The 17,085-nt window shown below is 37.2% G+C and carries 13 protein-coding genes; 12 read left to right on the top strand and 1 reads right to left on the bottom strand.

The features are described 5' to 3' along the window. Positions 1-3 precede the first annotated feature (3 nt). From AC25Y5_RS07060 to AC25Y5_RS07040, 5 genes are all read left to right on the top strand, one after another. Positions 4-198 (top strand): hypothetical protein, encoded by a 195-nt coding sequence (locus tag AC25Y5_RS07060; protein WP_488139696.1) that lies wholly within the window; start codon positions 4-6, stop codon positions 196-198. Positions 199-283: 85 nt separating this feature from the next. Further along, entirely contained in the window at positions 284-1,450 is a 1,167-nt protein-coding gene (locus AC25Y5_RS07055; RefSeq protein WP_488139695.1) for an AAA family ATPase, read from the top strand. 80 nt (positions 1,451-1,530) lie between these two features. Next, entirely contained in the window at positions 1,531-2,973 is a 1,443-nt protein-coding gene (locus tag AC25Y5_RS07050; protein ID WP_488139694.1) for a vWA domain-containing protein, read from the top strand. Positions 2,974-3,594: 621 nt separating this feature from the next. Beyond that, positions 3,595-3,801 (top strand): hypothetical protein, encoded by a 207-nt coding sequence (locus AC25Y5_RS07045; RefSeq protein WP_488139693.1) that lies wholly within the window; start codon positions 3,595-3,597, stop codon positions 3,799-3,801. Positions 3,802-4,102: 301 nt separating this feature from the next. After that, positions 4,103-5,008 carry a DMT family transporter gene (locus tag AC25Y5_RS07040; protein WP_488139692.1) on the top strand — a complete coding sequence of 302 codons (906 nt, stop codon included), beginning with the start codon at positions 4,103-4,105 and terminating at the stop codon, positions 5,006-5,008. Between the two features lie 701 nt (positions 5,009-5,709). On the opposite strand, the gene AC25Y5_RS07035 is transcribed toward AC25Y5_RS07040, so the two are convergent. After that, the gene (locus AC25Y5_RS07035) at positions 5,710-6,324 is read right to left on the bottom strand and encodes a TetR/AcrR family transcriptional regulator (RefSeq protein ID WP_488139691.1); all 615 of its coding nucleotides are present in this window, start codon (positions 6,322-6,324) and stop codon (positions 5,710-5,712) included. A gap of 398 nt (positions 6,325-6,722) precedes the next feature. On the opposite strand from AC25Y5_RS07035, the gene AC25Y5_RS07030 reads away from it, so the two are divergent. From AC25Y5_RS07030 to AC25Y5_RS07000, 7 genes are all read left to right on the top strand, one after another. After that, on the top strand, positions 6,723-7,631 hold the full coding sequence (locus tag AC25Y5_RS07030; RefSeq protein ID WP_488139690.1) for an NAD(P)-dependent oxidoreductase: 909 nt from the start codon (positions 6,723-6,725) through the stop codon (positions 7,629-7,631). 43 nt (positions 7,632-7,674) lie between these two features. After that, positions 7,675-9,186, top strand: coding sequence for a CoA-acylating methylmalonate-semialdehyde dehydrogenase (locus AC25Y5_RS07025; RefSeq protein ID WP_488139689.1), 1,512 nt, complete (start codon positions 7,675-7,677; stop codon positions 9,184-9,186). 97 nt (positions 9,187-9,283) lie between these two features. After that, the gene (locus tag AC25Y5_RS07020; protein ID WP_488139688.1) at positions 9,284-10,567 is read left to right on the top strand and encodes a GntP family permease; all 1,284 of its coding nucleotides are present in this window, start codon (positions 9,284-9,286) and stop codon (positions 10,565-10,567) included. A 486-nt stretch (positions 10,568-11,053) separates the two neighbouring features. Beyond that, complete coding sequence (locus tag AC25Y5_RS07015) at positions 11,054-12,034, top strand: quinone oxidoreductase family protein (RefSeq protein WP_488139687.1); 981 nt, start codon at positions 11,054-11,056, stop codon at positions 12,032-12,034. Positions 12,035-12,268: 234 nt separating this feature from the next. Beyond that, a complete protein-coding gene (locus AC25Y5_RS07010; RefSeq protein ID WP_488139686.1) occupies positions 12,269-12,469 on the top strand; it encodes a hypothetical protein in 201 nt (66 codons plus the stop codon). 677 nt (positions 12,470-13,146) lie between these two features. After that, on the top strand, positions 13,147-14,397 hold the full coding sequence (locus tag AC25Y5_RS07005; RefSeq protein WP_488139685.1) for an amidohydrolase family protein: 1,251 nt from the start codon (positions 13,147-13,149) through the stop codon (positions 14,395-14,397). 1,175 nt (positions 14,398-15,572) lie between these two features. Next, positions 15,573-17,012, top strand: coding sequence for an MFS transporter (locus tag AC25Y5_RS07000; RefSeq protein WP_488139830.1), 1,440 nt, complete (start codon positions 15,573-15,575; stop codon positions 17,010-17,012). The last annotated feature ends 73 nt before the right edge of the window (positions 17,013-17,085 follow it).

Genomic DNA, 17,085 nt, shown 5'->3' with positions numbered 1-17,085 from the left:
AAAATGACTGAGTTTTATCAAACAATATTGGGGAGGAAATTCTATGAAAGGGATGTTGTCGACTGTGTGCAATATGTTAAAAAGATTGCACAAGAGCTCGAACGTTCAAATGAATTAAAAGAACAAGAATTGCAGATGAAAATGAGGGAGCTTTCGATAAAAGAACAAGAATTGTTTATTCTTTCAGCTAAATACTGAAGAGGATTCTTAATAGGGAAGTACGGTTGCAATTGGGGCCGGCTTCCTTTTCTATTTAAACTAAAAATCAAAGGGGCTATTTAAAATGACAAATACTAACTTTACAAAGCTAATGGAAATCAAAAATGCGCTTAATGCAAAATTTTTCGAACGTGAGCAAGAAGTTGAAGGAATTCTTGTCGCTCTGCTCTCTAGGCAGCACATGCTGATGATTGGACCTGCTGGAACTGCGAAATCCGCATTGTCAGTTGAGTTAGCCAAAATCGTAAAGGGAACAGAATATTTCCAGTGGTTGCTGACAAGGTTCAGTACACCTGAAGAAGTATTTGGCCCGTTGTCGTTAAAAGACCTTGAACAAGGCGTGTACAAGAGGAATACAGCAACTAAAATGCCAGAGGCTAATCTTGTTTTTCTAGATGAAATCTTCAAGGCGAGTTCAGCTATTTTGAACAGCTTGCTAACACTTATAAATGAAAGAATCTTCTATAATAACGGAACTCCGGTAAAGGTTCCTTTGATGTCAGTCATAGGTGCTTCAAATGAATACCCAGAAGAAGGAGAAGGTCTTGAAGCACTATTTGATAGGTTTCTACTCCGGTTCGAGCTAGACTACATTGCTGATGAAACTAATTTTGTTTCTATGATGAAGGGGACTGGTCAAAACCAGCCAATGCCATCTATGACAATGGAAGAATTGATTCAACTTCAGTTTTTTACTGATATGGTTACAATTCCTGATGAAGTCTATGAAACACTTTCAAAAATCCGTAATAAATTGCGCGATGAAGGAATCCATCCTTCTGACAGGCGTTTTAAACAGTCGCTTTCGGTGCTTCAAGCGAAAGCTTTGATTGACCAAAGGCAAGTTGTACAAGTAGATGATATTGTCATCCTAGAAAATGCACTTTGGGAAACAGTTGATCAAAAGGATACGGTATCGCTCATTGTTCGTAGTCATGCACAAGATGTAGTGACTCGTGCTATTGATGCCATGCAAAATGAAGCAAATGAAGTGTTCAATTCTATGCTGAAGGATAATTCGACTGATGCAGGAATGGAAGCTACCCAGAAAATGAAGGCATTGGTGAATGACTTGAATAAGCTTAAGAAACATAATCAAAGCCGGTCTATGGATATCGATCCAATACTCGATAAAGTGAAGTCCATGCAACAAGAAATCCTGGATAGCATTTTAGAGCCAATGGATTTTAAGAATTCAAATGAAAAGCAAACAGTAGAGATGCCTTTTTAAAAATTGATGAATGTAGAGTTGAAATGTCGAGGAACTTCCTTTGGCATTTCTTTTTACAATTATGAAAGGGAGTGTTCTTCATGAGAAAAAATACAATTCAAAATGAAAATCGTTCTGTATTAAATACAGACGCATTCGATAAAAGACGTTTCAAGGAAATTTATGAGATGTCACAAGGACTTCAGAAGATAAGTGATGAGGGGGAGTTGCCGACGTTCGAGCCATTACTAGCTGATATCTGGGCTTCCTTATTTAAGATGAAACCCGAAATGACGAAAGAGGACGTTGCCGCGGATCTTCAAGTTAACAAATCACTGATGGAAAAAATTATGTCAGATGATTCCTTTGACAATTATAGAAGCTTCACTCGTTTGGATGATTTATCGTCAGCCATCGGCACAGTGAAATTCGGGGAGAAGACGAATCAATGGCTGGCTGACCAAAAAGAGCAGGATGAAGACCTACAAAAACAGATGCAAGAAATCCAGGCGATGCAAAGACAACTTCAAAAGCAGGAACAACAAAATGGGGCTGGAAATGGTAGTGAGAAGCTACAAGAGGAATTAAAAGAAGCAATGTCAGACTTAGATGGGCAACTTCAACAGACAATAGAAAATAACAGCCATAGCTTCTCCCAAGCGATGGAACAAGCAATGCAGGAAACAAAACAGACGAAAGATCGCTTGAAATCATTACTTGGAGGCACGAGTGGTGGTAGTGGTGACACAGAACTGAAAAAAATTCCTTTACGGGACCAAATTTCATTAGCTGAAAAAATTGCATCTAATAAACAGATGAAAGAAATTGCAGATTGGGCTGGTCGATTTAAACAGATAGCCCGTAGAAAGCAGAAATCAAAGCATAGTGATTCGACGGAAAGAAGTGGAATTGCGTTAGGTAGTGATATTGAACGACTGTTGCCGATGGAGTTGGGCTTTTACACACATTCAATAACGAAGAACGACTTCCTACGTCGCTTTGTGGAAGGCCAGACGATGATGTATGAACAGAAAGGGCGTGAGGTATTGGGGAAAGGTCCAATCGTGCTTTGTCTAGATCAGTCAGGAAGTATGCACAAACTTGATACTCAATCAAAAGGGTTTACGTTAGCTCTTATGTCGATTGCGAGAAAACAGAAAAGGGATTTTTGTTTAATCTTGTTCTCTACTCGGACAAAAATCATTAAATATGAAAAAGGAAAAATTAAAGGCTCAGATATGGTTAATCTTGCTCAAACCTTCTTAGGCGGAGGTACGAACTTTGCACTGCCTCTTGATAAAGCGATGAATGTCATAAACGAAAGTCGTTTTAAACAAGCAGATGTTGTGTTTGTTACGGACGGCGAAGACAGATTAAGGGATTCATTTTTAGAAGCATTCAATAAGAAGAAAAAAGAGAAAGCCTTCAATGTACTTTCCCTTGTAATAGGTAGTAGTACAAATACGGTGACACAGTTTTCCGATAAAGTTGTCCAAGTTAAGGATTTAAATGATAAGGGAAGTTTTACTGCGTTTGAAATCTAAAGAATAAAACTGTACATTTTCGCACTGCCTTAGGGTAGTGCTTTTAATTTTTTTAAAATCAAGGGAATCTAATATTATTAACTTTAACCGTAATGAACCTTTGGCATCATTAATAAGAGGGTTTTTAGTGTCGAATATAGAATAACCCGAATATGGGGGAGAGATGATGAAGAACTTGAAAACCGTAGATCAAGCAAAAGATGAAATTGCGAAATTAAAAGAGTTTGTTGATTTGGTCGAATCCTTCCAGCCAGAGACACTGGAGGATTAAATCATCAAGGAGTACGCATACATAAGAAGTGTTGAAAAGGTCGCAGCTAAAGTAAATGAAATGGGTTATTCGAACGGTAGTCGACCTTTTGAGAAAGAAGATATATCGAACATTATCAAGAGTAAACCTACGGGAGATTTGCACAAATTGATTAGGTCCGGATATTTAAAAAAGACGAGACATTTACGAAGTAAAGTTGAAAAGTATAGTTGGTAGGATAAATCGAATAGATTATGATCGAATTAAATAATGTGTAAAAGTTGAGCTATAGAACTCGGTTATGGCTCTTTTTTCACTTCCGATTATTATCCTATACTATTTAATATGGAAGAAACATATTAGGTCAAAGGGTGATAAATATAGCTGAAATAATACCATTCAAATCTAGACAGCAATTAGAGACAGTGCGTAAGTGGAAAGAAGAGAATTGGCATAATATTGAAGAAGGGGAAGAAAATAAAGAGCAGTCTTTCACATTTTATTCAATGAGCATTCCTCACTATACTAGTAAAAAAGATTATGGATTTGAATATGTTGGCATACTTATAATTGTGTGAAGATGAGGATTGTGCCTATTAATTCGTTTGAGGATTAACCATTGACATGAAAGCCGACATTAAATCGAGAAGATAGACCGATTTATCAGGCATTAGCTTAGCAATTTGAGCAATATGCTGATCAGGTTCAGTTGAACATGAAATGGCAAATGATTCATCATTGCAGTTTAGTAAAAGAATGTAGGGGCTTCCGTATCGAATTTGTGTAAAGTAAATTTAGAACTTTCAGCAAACACTGTGATACGATATATTAATAGAACCATTATTGCAATGTATGTTTTGTCAAAGGGGATTAAACTTTATGGGTTTTAAGGGTTTGATGTTAGGTCTATTATTTACTGTTTTATATGCCTCTGGAGCTGTTGCAATGAAATTTGGACTTCAGTCTGCTCCACCACTAACACTTGCTACTCTGCGTTTTATAATTGCTGGAATGTTGTTGTTAGTCTATATTTACGTATTACAAAAGGGGAAATATAGAATGCCGAATAAGAGGGAATTCGGGATATTATTTTGGTTAGGTCTGTTAAACACCTCCTTGTTTTTAGGATTGGGTTTAATAGCACTTCAGACCGTTTCCTCTAATATTTTTAATCTCTTTGTGCCAGTAAATTCTCTACTTTATGCTCTACTTGCCCTTATATTTTTAGGGCAAACCATTCAACTAAAGAAATGGGGAGGGATGGTCATATCTATTATAGGATTATTCATCGCTTCATATTCGTCATTAGTAGGCAGTCATGCTACTATCAGCGGTATTTTACTATTAGCTGTTGCGATTATGTCGATGGCTATAGGTAGTCTTGTTTATAAGAAAACAGACCTACAGTTACCATCCATTGTAATTAACACATGGCAGGTAGTTTTTGGTGGTCTTATTTTAGTGATCCCTACACTTCTTTTAGAAGCTGGCCAACCAATTACGATTGATATAAATGTTTTGGGTTATTTACTTTGGTCAGTTTTTGTTCTATCAATTTTCAACCTAAGCCTTTGGTTTTACCTGCTTAAAAAAGACGCTATTATTGCAAATAATTGGTTGCTTTTAAATCCTGTTGTTGGCTATATTCTAGGAGCAATATTGCTAGGAGAACCAATTACAAAATTCGCTGTAATTGGAACAATCTTTGTTTTATTCGGCCTATATTTGTCAGGGAATTTTAGCATAAAACCTTCCAAATCATTAGTTACGCAAGTTTCAAAATGAGTAGTGAGTAATATAAAATGTAGTCAAAAATATTATTGTCTAACGGTGTGCTTTAGTTAAAGGTCACGGGTTGTTAGGCAACTTATTGAACCAACGGAACGGTTTAGTTCAATAATGAATGGATATTATGCTTTAAATGAATTCTGAAAATTTGATGTTCAGCTATTTAACTAAAGGCTAAGAATAGGTAAGTGAGGTATTCAAAAAAAGGATGATAATAGTACCCCCTAAGCCTTTTTTCTATAAAGGTGGAGAGTAAGCTGTATTACTCTTACATTCATTCATCAGAAATACCATTTATATGAAAAAGTTGGGGGGATTTACATAATTAAATGATTTAACTTGGAAACTTCTTTGCAGTTGATATATAAGGGTTTAGATGCTCCAAAAAACATCCTCCTGAAAGTAAATGCAGTGGGCTATTGGATTTATATGGCGTACGGACAAGCCGCTGGTTGAATTTAGAGACCCAACTCTTAATCAAATAATTTCGACACAATAAACAACCCATCCTTGAGCTCAAGGGTGGGTTGTTTTATTCAATATCTGCTTCAATTTTACAATTTGCAAAAGGAACTGATTATGCATGTTTGGGTACTAGAGCCCCTTAGTGTAGCAAAAACCAATATCTTTTGGGTACCTATTGTACATGAAAGTAACGGGAATATTAAAACTTTCAACACTTTTTCAGTGCTATCGCATTACTGATTCTCGCATCTTAGACCGTGTAAAAGAGTTGAGGTAAACACTTGAATCTCTTCAACCGGATCCAACCGGTCTCCAAAAATAATCCAATCATAAATAGTTCCCCTCATGCTACGTGCTACAAGCATAGAAATGTTATCGGCGGTTAAGCCTTTTTTGAACTCTCCTGACTGCACACCTTCTTCGACAAAAGCTAGAATGATTTTATAAAGATTTCGATCCGGACTGGCCAAGTAGTGATTTTCGTTCATTGTTAATGAAAGGGCGCTGCCGTAAACTGTGCGAATTAATTCTTTACCCAAAACATCGCGTAAATACGTCAGTTGCCCTTCAAAAAAGAGTAGTATTTTTTCACTTGCACTGATTTCTTTTGGGATACTTGGTATGAACGATAAATAAAAACCATCGATATCCTTAAACTTCTCTAAAAAGATGTCATATTTCGAATTAAAATGCACATAAAATGCACCCTTTGATACATTGCATGCTTTTGCAATACTCTCAACGGTTACGTGATCAAAGCCTTTCTCATGAAATAGTTTCAATCCCGCTTCTAAAAGATTTTCTTTCGTTTCTTGTGCTTTTAATTGCCTAGGTCTAAGTTTTGGCATGCCCTGTCCTCCCCGTTACTGCTTCATTATTAGAATACCACGATAAATGAATTACTTAAACTCTTTGAATGTATTGACTAATCAGAATTTAAGAGTTATTATTGGGATACCGCAGTATGTGACTGTGGTATGCGACTACAGTTTGTGAATTCGGCTAAACAAAAACATTTAGTTTTGAACTGATTGGAATTTCCAAAGTGGGTAAAGGGAAAGGGGGCGTTCGTTCAATAGTTCGACATATAAGAAAGCGCTTACAAATGGAGGCGGTTTTGGCTTGGGTTAACTAAAACTTTTGTACCGGGCAGTAGTGTAATAAACCAATCAACTAAAGGTAATAATTTCCGAAAAATATTTTTTGATCCACCAGCAAAAATTAAATGACAAAGGGAGGAATTAGAATGTATAAAGATAAAAAGATAGGATTTATTGGTCTCGGGAATATGGGTTTTCCAATGGCCAAAAATTTACTTGAAAAAGGGTACTCGGTTTATGCACTAGATGTAAATAAAGAGAGGGAAAATAGTTTTGCTGAATTAGGAGGAAATGCTGGTCTGACTACTACCTCATTAGCAAACCTAGTAGATATCATATTTACGAGTCTACCAACTCCCGCTATTGCAGAAAGCGTATATCTAGGAGAAGCAGGCATTATTAATTGCTGTGAAAAACCTTTAGCTTTAGTAGATTTAAGTACAATCTCACCCGAGCTAAATAGGAAAATTGCACAGGCGGCTGAACGAAAAAAACTAGAATATCTTGGAGCTCCTGTGAGTGGAAGCGTGATGGGGGCTGAAAATGCTACCTTATCAATCATGGTTGGTGGAAATAAAGAGACGTACGATTCTACACTTCCTTACTTCGAGGTACTTGGAGCAAATGTATTCCATGTTGGGGATGATCCCGGGGTAGGGACAGTCGTAAAACTAATTAATAACTTAATGGCTGGATTCCACAATCAGGCAGCCGCTGAGGCTCTGACACTTGCTGAAAGAGCTGGTGTTGATCCCGATATCGTATACGACATAGTTAATGTAAGCTCTGGTCAGAGTACGGTCTTCACCCGGAATTATCAAACATATATTTCAAAAGATGAATATATAAAAGGGGCATTTACAACCAATTTATTGCTAAAAGATTTAAAGCTTGCTAAGCATGTCTCTGATTCGCTTCATGGGAAGCTACCACTTGCGGAGAAGCTGATTGAGTACTATGAATCGGAAATTGAAAAAGGCCATGCGGATAAAGATATGTCTGCTTCCTATTTAATGATACAAGATGAAATAAAAAGACAACTTCAAGAAACTTAAATAGAAAATGAAATTATATGATTGTATAGGAGGAGAAGAATAAATGAAAACAGTAGAAATCGAAAAACTAAGTCATTTTATTAATGGAGAAAAAGTAGAAGGGAAGAGCGGAAGATACGGAGATGTTTATAATCCTTCACTCGGCCAAAAAATTGCAGAGGTTCCGTTAGCTTCTGCAGAAGAAGTAGGGGAAGTTGTAGAATTAGCAAAAAAGGGATTTGATGTTTGGTCGAAAGTTTCCGTAGCTAAAAGAATGGATGTGTTCCATAAGTTTCGTGCTTTACTTGTAGAAAATACGGAAAAATTAGCGCATACGATTGGGAAAGAAAATGGTAAAACAATTAATGATGCAAAAGGCGAGATATCGAGAGCGATTGAATCAGTAGATTTTGCACTTGGCGCGCCGCATCTTTTGAAAGGTGAACATTCGGTAAACGTTGGTGGAGAAATAAATTCATATTCTGTTCACAAACCATTGGGGGTTGTAACATGTATTTCACCTTTTAACTTCCCAATAATGGTGCCTGTGGCGATGAGTACGATGGCGATAGCAGTTGGAAATGCAATGATCTTAAAGCCATCCGAAAAAGTTCCACTTACCGCATTAATACTTTCAGAACTATGGGCGGAAGCAGGTTTACCCGCGGGCGTTTGGAATGTAGTAAATGGCGATAAAGAAGCGGTGGATGCACTGCTCACACATAAAGACGTAATGGCCGTAAGCTTTGTTGGTTCAACGCCAGTAGCCGAAGCAATTTATGAAAAAGGAACAAAGCATCATAAGCGAGTCCAAGCGTTTGGCGGAGGAAAAAACCATATGATTATTATGCCGGATGCTGATATCGATACAGCCGTAAATTCATTTATCGGAGCAGCATATGGAGCGGCATCTCAGCGTTGTATGGCGATTTCTAGCGCAGTCCCAGTTGGAGAAAAAACAGCTGAAGCATTTGTATCGAGGTTAAAAGAAAAAGTCAGAGAACTAAAAGTAGGTACGTTTGACGATGAGAACGCTGACTTTGGGTCTCTGATTAGTGCAGAGTCGAAGGCAAACGTAGTGAAAGCGATTAATGAAGCTATCGCTGAAGGCGCTGAACTAGCAGTAGATGGCCGTAATCCGCAGGTAACTCATGAGGAAGGTTTTTATTTAGGTGCAACATTATTGGATAATGTTACTTCTGATATGAAGATTTATAAAGAAGAGGTTTTTGGTCCCGCTCGAATTGTTGTTAGGGTAGATACGCTTGAAGAGGCAATTGATTTAATTAATGAACATGAGTTTGGAAATGGAGTAACAATTTTTACTGATAGCGGTAAAGCAGCTAGAACCTTCACTGATAGCATTGAGGTGGGGATGGTTGGGGTAAATGTGCCAATTCCTATCCCAGTTGGCTATCACAACTTTGGTGGATGGAAGCGTTCTAGATTCGGAGAAGGCCAGATGTTTGGACCAGACACTGTACGTTTCTTTACTAAAACTAAAACAATTTCAGAAAAATGGTTCGATACTTCGTACAATGAAAGTAAAACTGACTTTAACTTTCCAAGCAGTTAAGTAATTCCTTACAGGATCGCAATCAACGTCAAACTGCGATCCTTTCTTATTTTAGGAGATAATTAAATTTAATGGGAGTTAATGTGGGAGGGGTAATATGCTGGGGATTTTTATTGGTTTAGTTTTGCTGATGGTATTGGCTTATCGTGGTTGGTCTATTATTTGGATTGCACCAATTTGTGCAGGTATCGTTGCATTGTTTGGCGGCCTTAACTTATTAGATGCTTATACTGATACATACATGACTGGTTTTGTGAATTTTGCTAAAGATTGGTTCCCAGTATTTATGCTCGGAGCAATTTTTGGGAAGTTAATGGAATACAGTGGTATGGCTCATTCTGTAGCGATAGGTATTGCAAAGGTTTTTGGTAAAGAGCGTGCCATTCTTGGGGTAATTATAGCATCAAGCGTACTCGCATATGGAGGGGTTAGCGTATTTGTCGTTGTGTTTGCAGTCTATCCCTTAGCACTAAATATGTTTAGAGAAGCAAATATTACTAGGCGTCTTCTTCCGGGGACTATTGTTGCGGGTATGATGACATTTGCAATGACCGCGTTGCCGGGAACACCACAAATTCAAAACTTAATTCCGACTTCCTACTTTAATACAACTGCGACCGCAGCACCAATTATTGGATTAGTTGCTACAGCAGTTATGGCGATTGGATCAATACTCTATTTAAATAGAAGAGAAAAGGTATTAAGGCAAGCTGGTGAGGTATTTATAGAACCTGATGAAGAACAAAGTCAAGAAGTGCGTAAAGATTTCCCGCATATAATTCTTTCATTATTGCCATTAGTGGCCGTAATTATAGCATTAAATGTATTAAAGTGGGATATTGTAATTGCGCTTATAACTGGTATTCTTCTTATCTTAATAATATCTGTTAGGGAATTCAAAGGATTTGCCAAAGCAGTTAATGGCGGTGCCAGTGATTCTGTCATGGCGATGATTAATACAAGTGCTGCTGTTGGATTTGGCACAATAGTACGGTCGGTCCCAGGCTTTGAAAAGTTAAGTGATGCTATTTTAGGAATCAATGCTAATCCTCTTATCTCCGAGGCGATAGCCGTAAACGTCTTAGCCGGGGCAACTGGTTCTGCATCAGGCGGGTTGGGGATTACGCTAGAAGCATTAGGGAAACATTATTATGAAATTGCAACAACTACTGGGCCGGCACCAGAAGCTTTTCACCGAATAGCATCAATAGCTTCAGGTGGTTTGGATTCATTGCCCCACAATGGAGCAATACTAACAATATTAGTCGTAACAGGAATGACCCACAAAGAATCCTATAAGGAGATGGCGGTTGTAGCTATTGTTTTTCCAATGCTATCGTTAATACCCGCAATTACACTTGGAATTCTTGGGATTTATTAAATAATTACTATGTTTTTTCTACAAAGACCTAGCCCTCAATAAGGATCGGACAAAAAAGGTCGGTTCTGAGGCTAATGTCAGGTGTATAACAGAAGCAATTCGGATAATATATCTGAATTGCATAAAGTGAAAGAAGGAAGCCGAATAGATAATGATTCTTCGGCTTCCTATTAAATTTCTACACACTCATGAATTGCTATAATCTTTTTAGGGTGCCTGTGCATGAAACTAACACGAGTGTTTAAAATTTCATGATTGTTAGGAGAAGGATGTACGATTTTTGATCTAACGAGGCTATAAATATGAGAATACAAACCGCTGAATCTTACAGGTTGGCTGCCATTTTGGTGTGTTTTTTTGTAATAAAATTCACATGAAATATTGTAGGGGATGCGGCACTGTTTGATTACACTTAAACTAACGGCTGGTTAGTTTAATAGGAAGTCGAATTTAATTTAGACAAAATATTCTTTGGAGGTATTTATTATGAAAGCTATTGTTATCAATGAATTTGGTGGTCCTGATGTATTAAAATATATCAACGTGGATACTCCTTCTATTAAAGCCAACCAAGTGTTAATACGTGTAGTAGCAACGAGTGTCAATTTTGCTGATATTCAAACAAGACAAGGGAAATTCCATGCAGCTGGGAAACCTCCCATTATTCCCGGATTAGATGCAGCAGGGATTATTGAGGTTGTAGGAACCGATGTGCTAAGTTTGAAAGTAGGACAACGGGTGATTGCCTTTCCGAAAACTGGATCATATGCGGAATATATCGTAGCTGATGAAAATCTTACTTTTGTCCTCCCAGATAACGTTGATTTTCAGACAGCTGCTGCTAGTCCATTGGTTTCTTTTACGGCTTATAAACTTCTCGCCAATGTAGCAAGGTTGCAGCAGGGGGAAACGGTTCTAATTCATGCGGCGGCAGGAGGAATTGGAACGACAGCTATCCAGTTGGCAAAAATTTTAGGTGCGAACTGTATCATTGGAACCGTAGGTAGTGAAAACAAGGTTTCAGCTGCCATAGAAGCAGGTGCAGATTATGTTATTTGTTACAAAAACGATGATTTTGTAGCTAAAGTGAATGAACTAACTAACGGGAAAGGAGCCGATATCATATTAGACTCAATATCTGGTGAGATGGCAGAAAAGAGCCTGAATTGTTTAGCGATGTATGGACGATTGGTCAACTTTGGAAATGCAAGCGGGGATTTCGCCCAATTTAAAACCACAGATTTGCATGCCAGCTGTCGAGCTGTTCTCGGTTTTAGTTTGGGTACGACGAGAAATAACCGCCCGGAACTATTTCGTGGGACAGCCGAACATATAATGGGTTATTTAGCGGAGGGGAGTTTAGACATAAAGATTGGGCAGCGTTTTAAATTAGAAGAGGCTGCACACGCCCATCGCTTAGTAGAAAGCAGACAAAGCATAGGAAAAGTTTTGTTAGAAATTAACTAATTGGGAATGAATTTTAATAATTCTTAGTAAACTAGTTGGGTCTTTTTAACGCGTCCTCCTTCTTCAACTAACGGGTGTGTTACAGAAAGAAGGAATAGAAATATAAGAAACGAAAATCAAATATCATATAAAGATTGTCCAAACTAGAAACTCGAATAGTTTGGGCCTTTTTGATTCTTCCGGTTGAAACCTTTATTATAGAAGGAACAAATTAGATCGGAAGTGGTGGTAAATATGGCGAAAATAATAGCATTCAAAACTAGACAGCAATTAGAAACAGAAAAGGCAGTTAAAGTAATGCGTGAGTGGGAAGCCCACTTAGAATGGGAAAAAGAAAATTGGAACCATGTAGAAGAAAGAGAAGCAGTGGTTGAACGGGGATTGTCGCAAGGTGAAATAAAGTGGCTAAATGAATGGGTGAAGAAAAATGACTAGCATGATGTAATATTAGCCCCCTGAATCTCAATAAAAGTGGGGCTTATAGACCTTTATATACACTGAAATAGCCACAGGGTAACGAATGAGTAACATTTTCATCAATTTGGGTCTAAATTAGAGGTTTTCCATAAGTTCTTTTAACTTTTGGGAAGCCTCTAACTCCAGTTAATGATTTTTCGCCAATCATCTGAGCGTGTTCCAGGCAAATAGAGACTGCCTACGCGCTTAGCAATGATACCTTCCATTTTGTTTGCTTTTATAACATCAAATAGTTGCTCCCCTTCACGTAATACATAAGGAACTAGATTTATGTTTTTTTCCGAAGTCTGGCTTTATTTTTATGTGTTGGAATCTTTAAGAATCGACTATTTCGACTTGTATTACTGCAACTTATGACAAAATTGTGAACTATTATAACTTTGTCATAATACGACATTTTTTTTAAACAGTATGTTGTACAATGTACTAGTTGCTTCTGAACCTACTAGTTCACGGAATTAGTTAACTCCATTACTCAATAAGAACAGAGACGCTTATTAAACAATCGCGCCTGATTCTTAAATAGGCTTATCATATTATTTTTAGAGTAAGAATTCTTGTTTGCCTTTTACAACTGTTATAATGGTTAATATAACAATGTATTATATTAGAATAAGTAAAGGAGTAATGTATATATGAAAAAATTTATTAATGCGAATATATATGGGAACCCAGAATCTCATGAATTTTTAGTAGAAAACGGTCAGTTTAAAGCAATAGGTAATGATTTAAACAACGCAGATGAAGTGATTGATTTAAAAGGCTGTTTGGTGTTGCCACCTTATGTTGACCCCCATTTACACTTAGATTATATCTTTTCAGGGCTAGGAGAAGGAAATGCGAATGTTTCAGGTACGTTATTTGAAGGTATACAGCGTTGGAGTGATAATAAGAAATCATTGACTGAAGAAATGGTGCGTGAGCGTGCGATTAAAGGAATTCAAAAAGAATTGAGTAAAGGGGTTCAATTCATTCGTACACATGTAGATATTACTGATCCTAATTTAACAGGGATGAAAGCTTTAATTAAACTACGCGAAGAATTGAAAGATATCGTTACATTACAACTTGTAGCATTTCCCCAAGAAGGGTTCTTTAGATATGAAGGTGCAGAACGTTTAATGGAAGAAGCACTTAATATGGGTGCTGACGTAGTAGGAGGCATCCCCCACTTTGAAATTTCATATGAACATGGTGTTGAATCATTGCAACGTATTGTCAACATGGCAATAAAATATAACGTGATGATTGATATTCACTGTGATGAAAACGATGATCCAAATAGTCGGTTTTTAGAAGTGTTAAATGCGCTCGTTATGGAAAAAAACTATGGTAAATATACAACAGCAAGTCATACATGTAGCTTCGGTTCAGTAGATAACAGTTATGCCAATAAAATGTTAGGTTTATTTAAAGAATCAAAAATTAACTTTATTTCTTGTCCAACTGAAAACGCACATTTACAAGGACGTGGCGACAGTTATCCTAAACGTCGTGGCTTAACACGAGTAAAAGAATTATTAAATAATGGAAATAACGTTGCATTTGCCCAAGACTCCATTGCGGATTACTGGTATCCATTAGGCAATGGAAATATGATGAACATTTTAGACAATGGTATCCATTTAGCACATTATACACACATTGATGAAATCAATAAGGCGTTCAACCTGATCACATACCACGGTGCAAACCTTATGAGAGTTAACGATGATTATGGCATTGAAGTGGGAAAACCAGCTAACTTTATCGTTTTAGATGCACAAGATACTTATGAAGCAATTCGTGAGCGTGCAGAAGTAATTGCATCAATTAGGAATGGTAAATATCTGTTTAGACGTGAACCACGAAAAAATGAAATAGAAATAGATTTCTTAAAACAATAATAAGATTCCTCAATCATCCCTAAAGAGTTTATTCTCCTCGACGCACGTGTTGAGGGGGATTTTTTATTTGGTATCCTTTCCATACATCCGTTATAGTTCTTACAAATGGTTTGAAATCCTGCTAATGAGCATTTTCGAGTAAATCGAATCTATCTGTGGGAGTTCAAGTACACCTCTTCAAAATTTAATTATTATTCTATATGAATACGAGAAAACATTCCTCAACAATATGGCCCAATTGCTGTACGGACTTGCATAGTCCATACACAATTGGTTAACATAATGCCAGTTTCAACATTTATATTTATTATTATTTCCGGAAAGCCTACGAAACTTGTAGGCTTTTTTATTCGGTGTAAATTTTTATTTCTAAAGGTAATATACTCATGTATTTATATTATCGGCCGTGTAAGAGAATAGTTGATTATTAATTGTATTTTTCTTCCGCAAATAATCCGCGACTCAGTACTTTAATCTGGAATACGTAACAAACCACATCAAAGTTTTAGTATTACTTACTTATTGTGCATCATGCACATACAAATGTTCTTCCGCCTTTAATGTTTAGCCTTATCTTCCAATTGTTAAAAGAGACATTAAGCTGTATCGTAATAAACAAGTTGAAGACTAATCCCAATATTCAGAATATATTTCCTGTCCAGTTTCAGACCAATTGCTCAAAATATTGTATTTCTACTATGTTATAAATCCTATCCTTACAAAATCCGGTTTTTAAGTATCAAAATATAAATGTTGGGGCCTAACCGTCAATGCTTGCCAAATATTTTGAAGGTAGTGCATGTTGAGTTCTACCTAGTTAAAACGGGCACATAGCTTGGCGTAAATACCAACACCAACACCAACAAATAATTTATGAATAGGGAGGAACAGAGATGAACAAAAATATGATGGACCAAATGACATAGCAAGAGTATGAAGCTAGTACCGAGGATAAAATACCTATTCTCCCTGTAGGATCAACAGAACAACACGGACCGCTGAAGCATCGATCAAACAGGCTATACCTTAACCCTAAAAGCAAATCCTAGATCAAAAAAATCGGGAGTAAAGATTGGAACACTCAGCGCTTTCTATCTGAAAAAAACTAGTAGCACCTCCCCAGATAAATATCGACAGAAGAACATAGACGAAATTATAGGAGGATTGCAATGGAAATGGAAGCAAGAAAGCAAGGTTCAAATAAAATGATTATAGGCATCGTATTAGCTGTCCTAACGTTTTGGCTTTTTGCTCTGTCAATGGTAAATATAATTCCAGCAATTCAAGCAGATTTAGGGATATCATTAGGAACCCTAAGTATTGCGATTAGTATAACTTCCCTATTTTCAGGTATGTTTATTGTTGTTGCTGGCGGAATTTCAGATAGAGCAGGGCGTAAGAAACTAACTTTTTTAGGATTAATTTTAAATATTATCGGCTCTTTATGTATTGTTTTTGCACATGCTGCTCCACTCTTAATCGCTGGGCGTATCATCCAGGGTATTTCTGCAGCATGTATTATGCCCGCAACTATTGCTTTAGTTAATGCATATTTCGATGGAGCAGACAGACAGCGAGCTCTTAGTTATTGGTCATTCGGATCATGGGGTGGCGCCGGCGCTTGTACATTAGTGGGCGGTGCCATAGCTACATATATGGGATGGAGATGGATTTTCGTCCTTTCAATTGTAATCTCTTTAGTTTCGATGTACCTACTAAAAGATATCTCAGAAAGCAAGGCTGAAGAATCAATCAAATCCAAATTTGATTATGCTGGCCTTCTCATTTTTATTTTTGTTATGCTGGTATTAAATGTAACAATTACACGAGGGCATGAGTTTGGTTGGACCAGTCCGCTTACAATCGCTTTAATGAGTGTAACTGTAGTTGGAAGCGCTATATTCTTTCTAGTTGAAATAAAGAAAACAAATAAATTCATCGATTTTTCTTTATTCAAGTCCAAAGCATATACCGGGGCAGTAACCTCCAACTTTTTACAAAGTGGAATTGCCGGAACAGTTGTCGTTGCGAATACGTATGTGCAATTGGCGAGAGGTTTTTCAGCTTTTCAAACAGGTTTATTAACCATTGGTAACTTAGTAGCTGTGCTCATAATGATTCGTGTAGGTGAGAAAATACTGCAAAAAGTAGGTGCAAGAAAACCAATGATTGCAGCCGCAATCATTACGCCTCTTGGAATTAGTTTAACAGCGTTAACATTCTTGCCTGATTTAGCCTATATAATCACTGTCTTTTTAGGTTTCTTGCTTGCAGGTATTGGACTTGGGTTGTACGCAACTCCATCTATTGATACCGCTGTGGTAAATATTCCAGAAGATAAAGTTGGAGTTGCTTCAGGGATTTACAAAATGGGCAGCTCACTTGGCACTTCATTTGGAATAGCGATTTCAACAGCAGTTTATGGTGTTATCGTAGTAACTGGAAATATAGGAATGGCAGCTGCCGCAGGAATATTGGTAAACTTGGCTTTTGCTATTCCGTCATTAATCCTCATAATGTTAACAATTCATGACGGCGAGGGGAAAAAGGCACCCGAGCTTTCAGCTGAGAAGGTCATCACTAAAAAATTGGTTGATCTTAATAGAGGAACCTGAACACATGAAAATGGATATGAGGTAGTTTCAGATTATAGTAAAGTTGGAGTTATTAAATAAATAACGGTTTTAA

The sequence above is a fragment of the Sporosarcina sp. Y1011 genome, from assembly GCF_057669885.1.
Note: the sequence above shows the minus strand (reverse complement) of the source record. Positions and strands in the feature narration are given on the sequence as shown.

Bases quoted from the DNA above. Each gene is read 5' to 3' on its own strand.
- AC25Y5_RS07005 (WP_488139685.1), top strand. From the start codon at position 13,147: ATGAAAAAATTTATTAATGCGAATATATATGGGAACCCAGAATCTCAT.
- AC25Y5_RS07050 (WP_488139694.1), top strand. From the start codon at position 1,531: ATGAGAAAAAATACAATTCAAAATGAAAATCGTTCTGTATTAAATACA.
- AC25Y5_RS07055 (WP_488139695.1), top strand. From the start codon at position 284: ATGACAAATACTAACTTTACAAAGCTAATGGAAATCAAAAATGCGCTT.
- AC25Y5_RS07035 (WP_488139691.1), bottom strand. From the start codon at position 6,324: ATGCCAAAACTTAGACCTAGGCAATTAAAAGCACAAGAAACGAAAGAA.
- AC25Y5_RS07000 (WP_488139830.1), top strand. From the start codon at position 15,573: ATGGAAGCAAGAAAGCAAGGTTCAAATAAAATGATTATAGGCATCGTA.
- AC25Y5_RS07020 (WP_488139688.1), top strand. From the start codon at position 9,284: ATGCTGGGGATTTTTATTGGTTTAGTTTTGCTGATGGTATTGGCTTAT.
- AC25Y5_RS07025 (WP_488139689.1), top strand. From the start codon at position 7,675: ATGAAAACAGTAGAAATCGAAAAACTAAGTCATTTTATTAATGGAGAA.
- AC25Y5_RS07010 (WP_488139686.1), top strand. From the start codon at position 12,269: ATGGCGAAAATAATAGCATTCAAAACTAGACAGCAATTAGAAACAGAA.
- AC25Y5_RS07060 (WP_488139696.1), top strand. From the start codon at position 4: ATGACTGAGTTTTATCAAACAATATTGGGGAGGAAATTCTATGAAAGG.
- AC25Y5_RS07040 (WP_488139692.1), top strand. From the start codon at position 4,103: ATGGGTTTTAAGGGTTTGATGTTAGGTCTATTATTTACTGTTTTATAT.
- AC25Y5_RS07015 (WP_488139687.1), top strand. From the start codon at position 11,054: ATGAAAGCTATTGTTATCAATGAATTTGGTGGTCCTGATGTATTAAAA.
- AC25Y5_RS07030 (WP_488139690.1), top strand. From the start codon at position 6,723: ATGTATAAAGATAAAAAGATAGGATTTATTGGTCTCGGGAATATGGGT.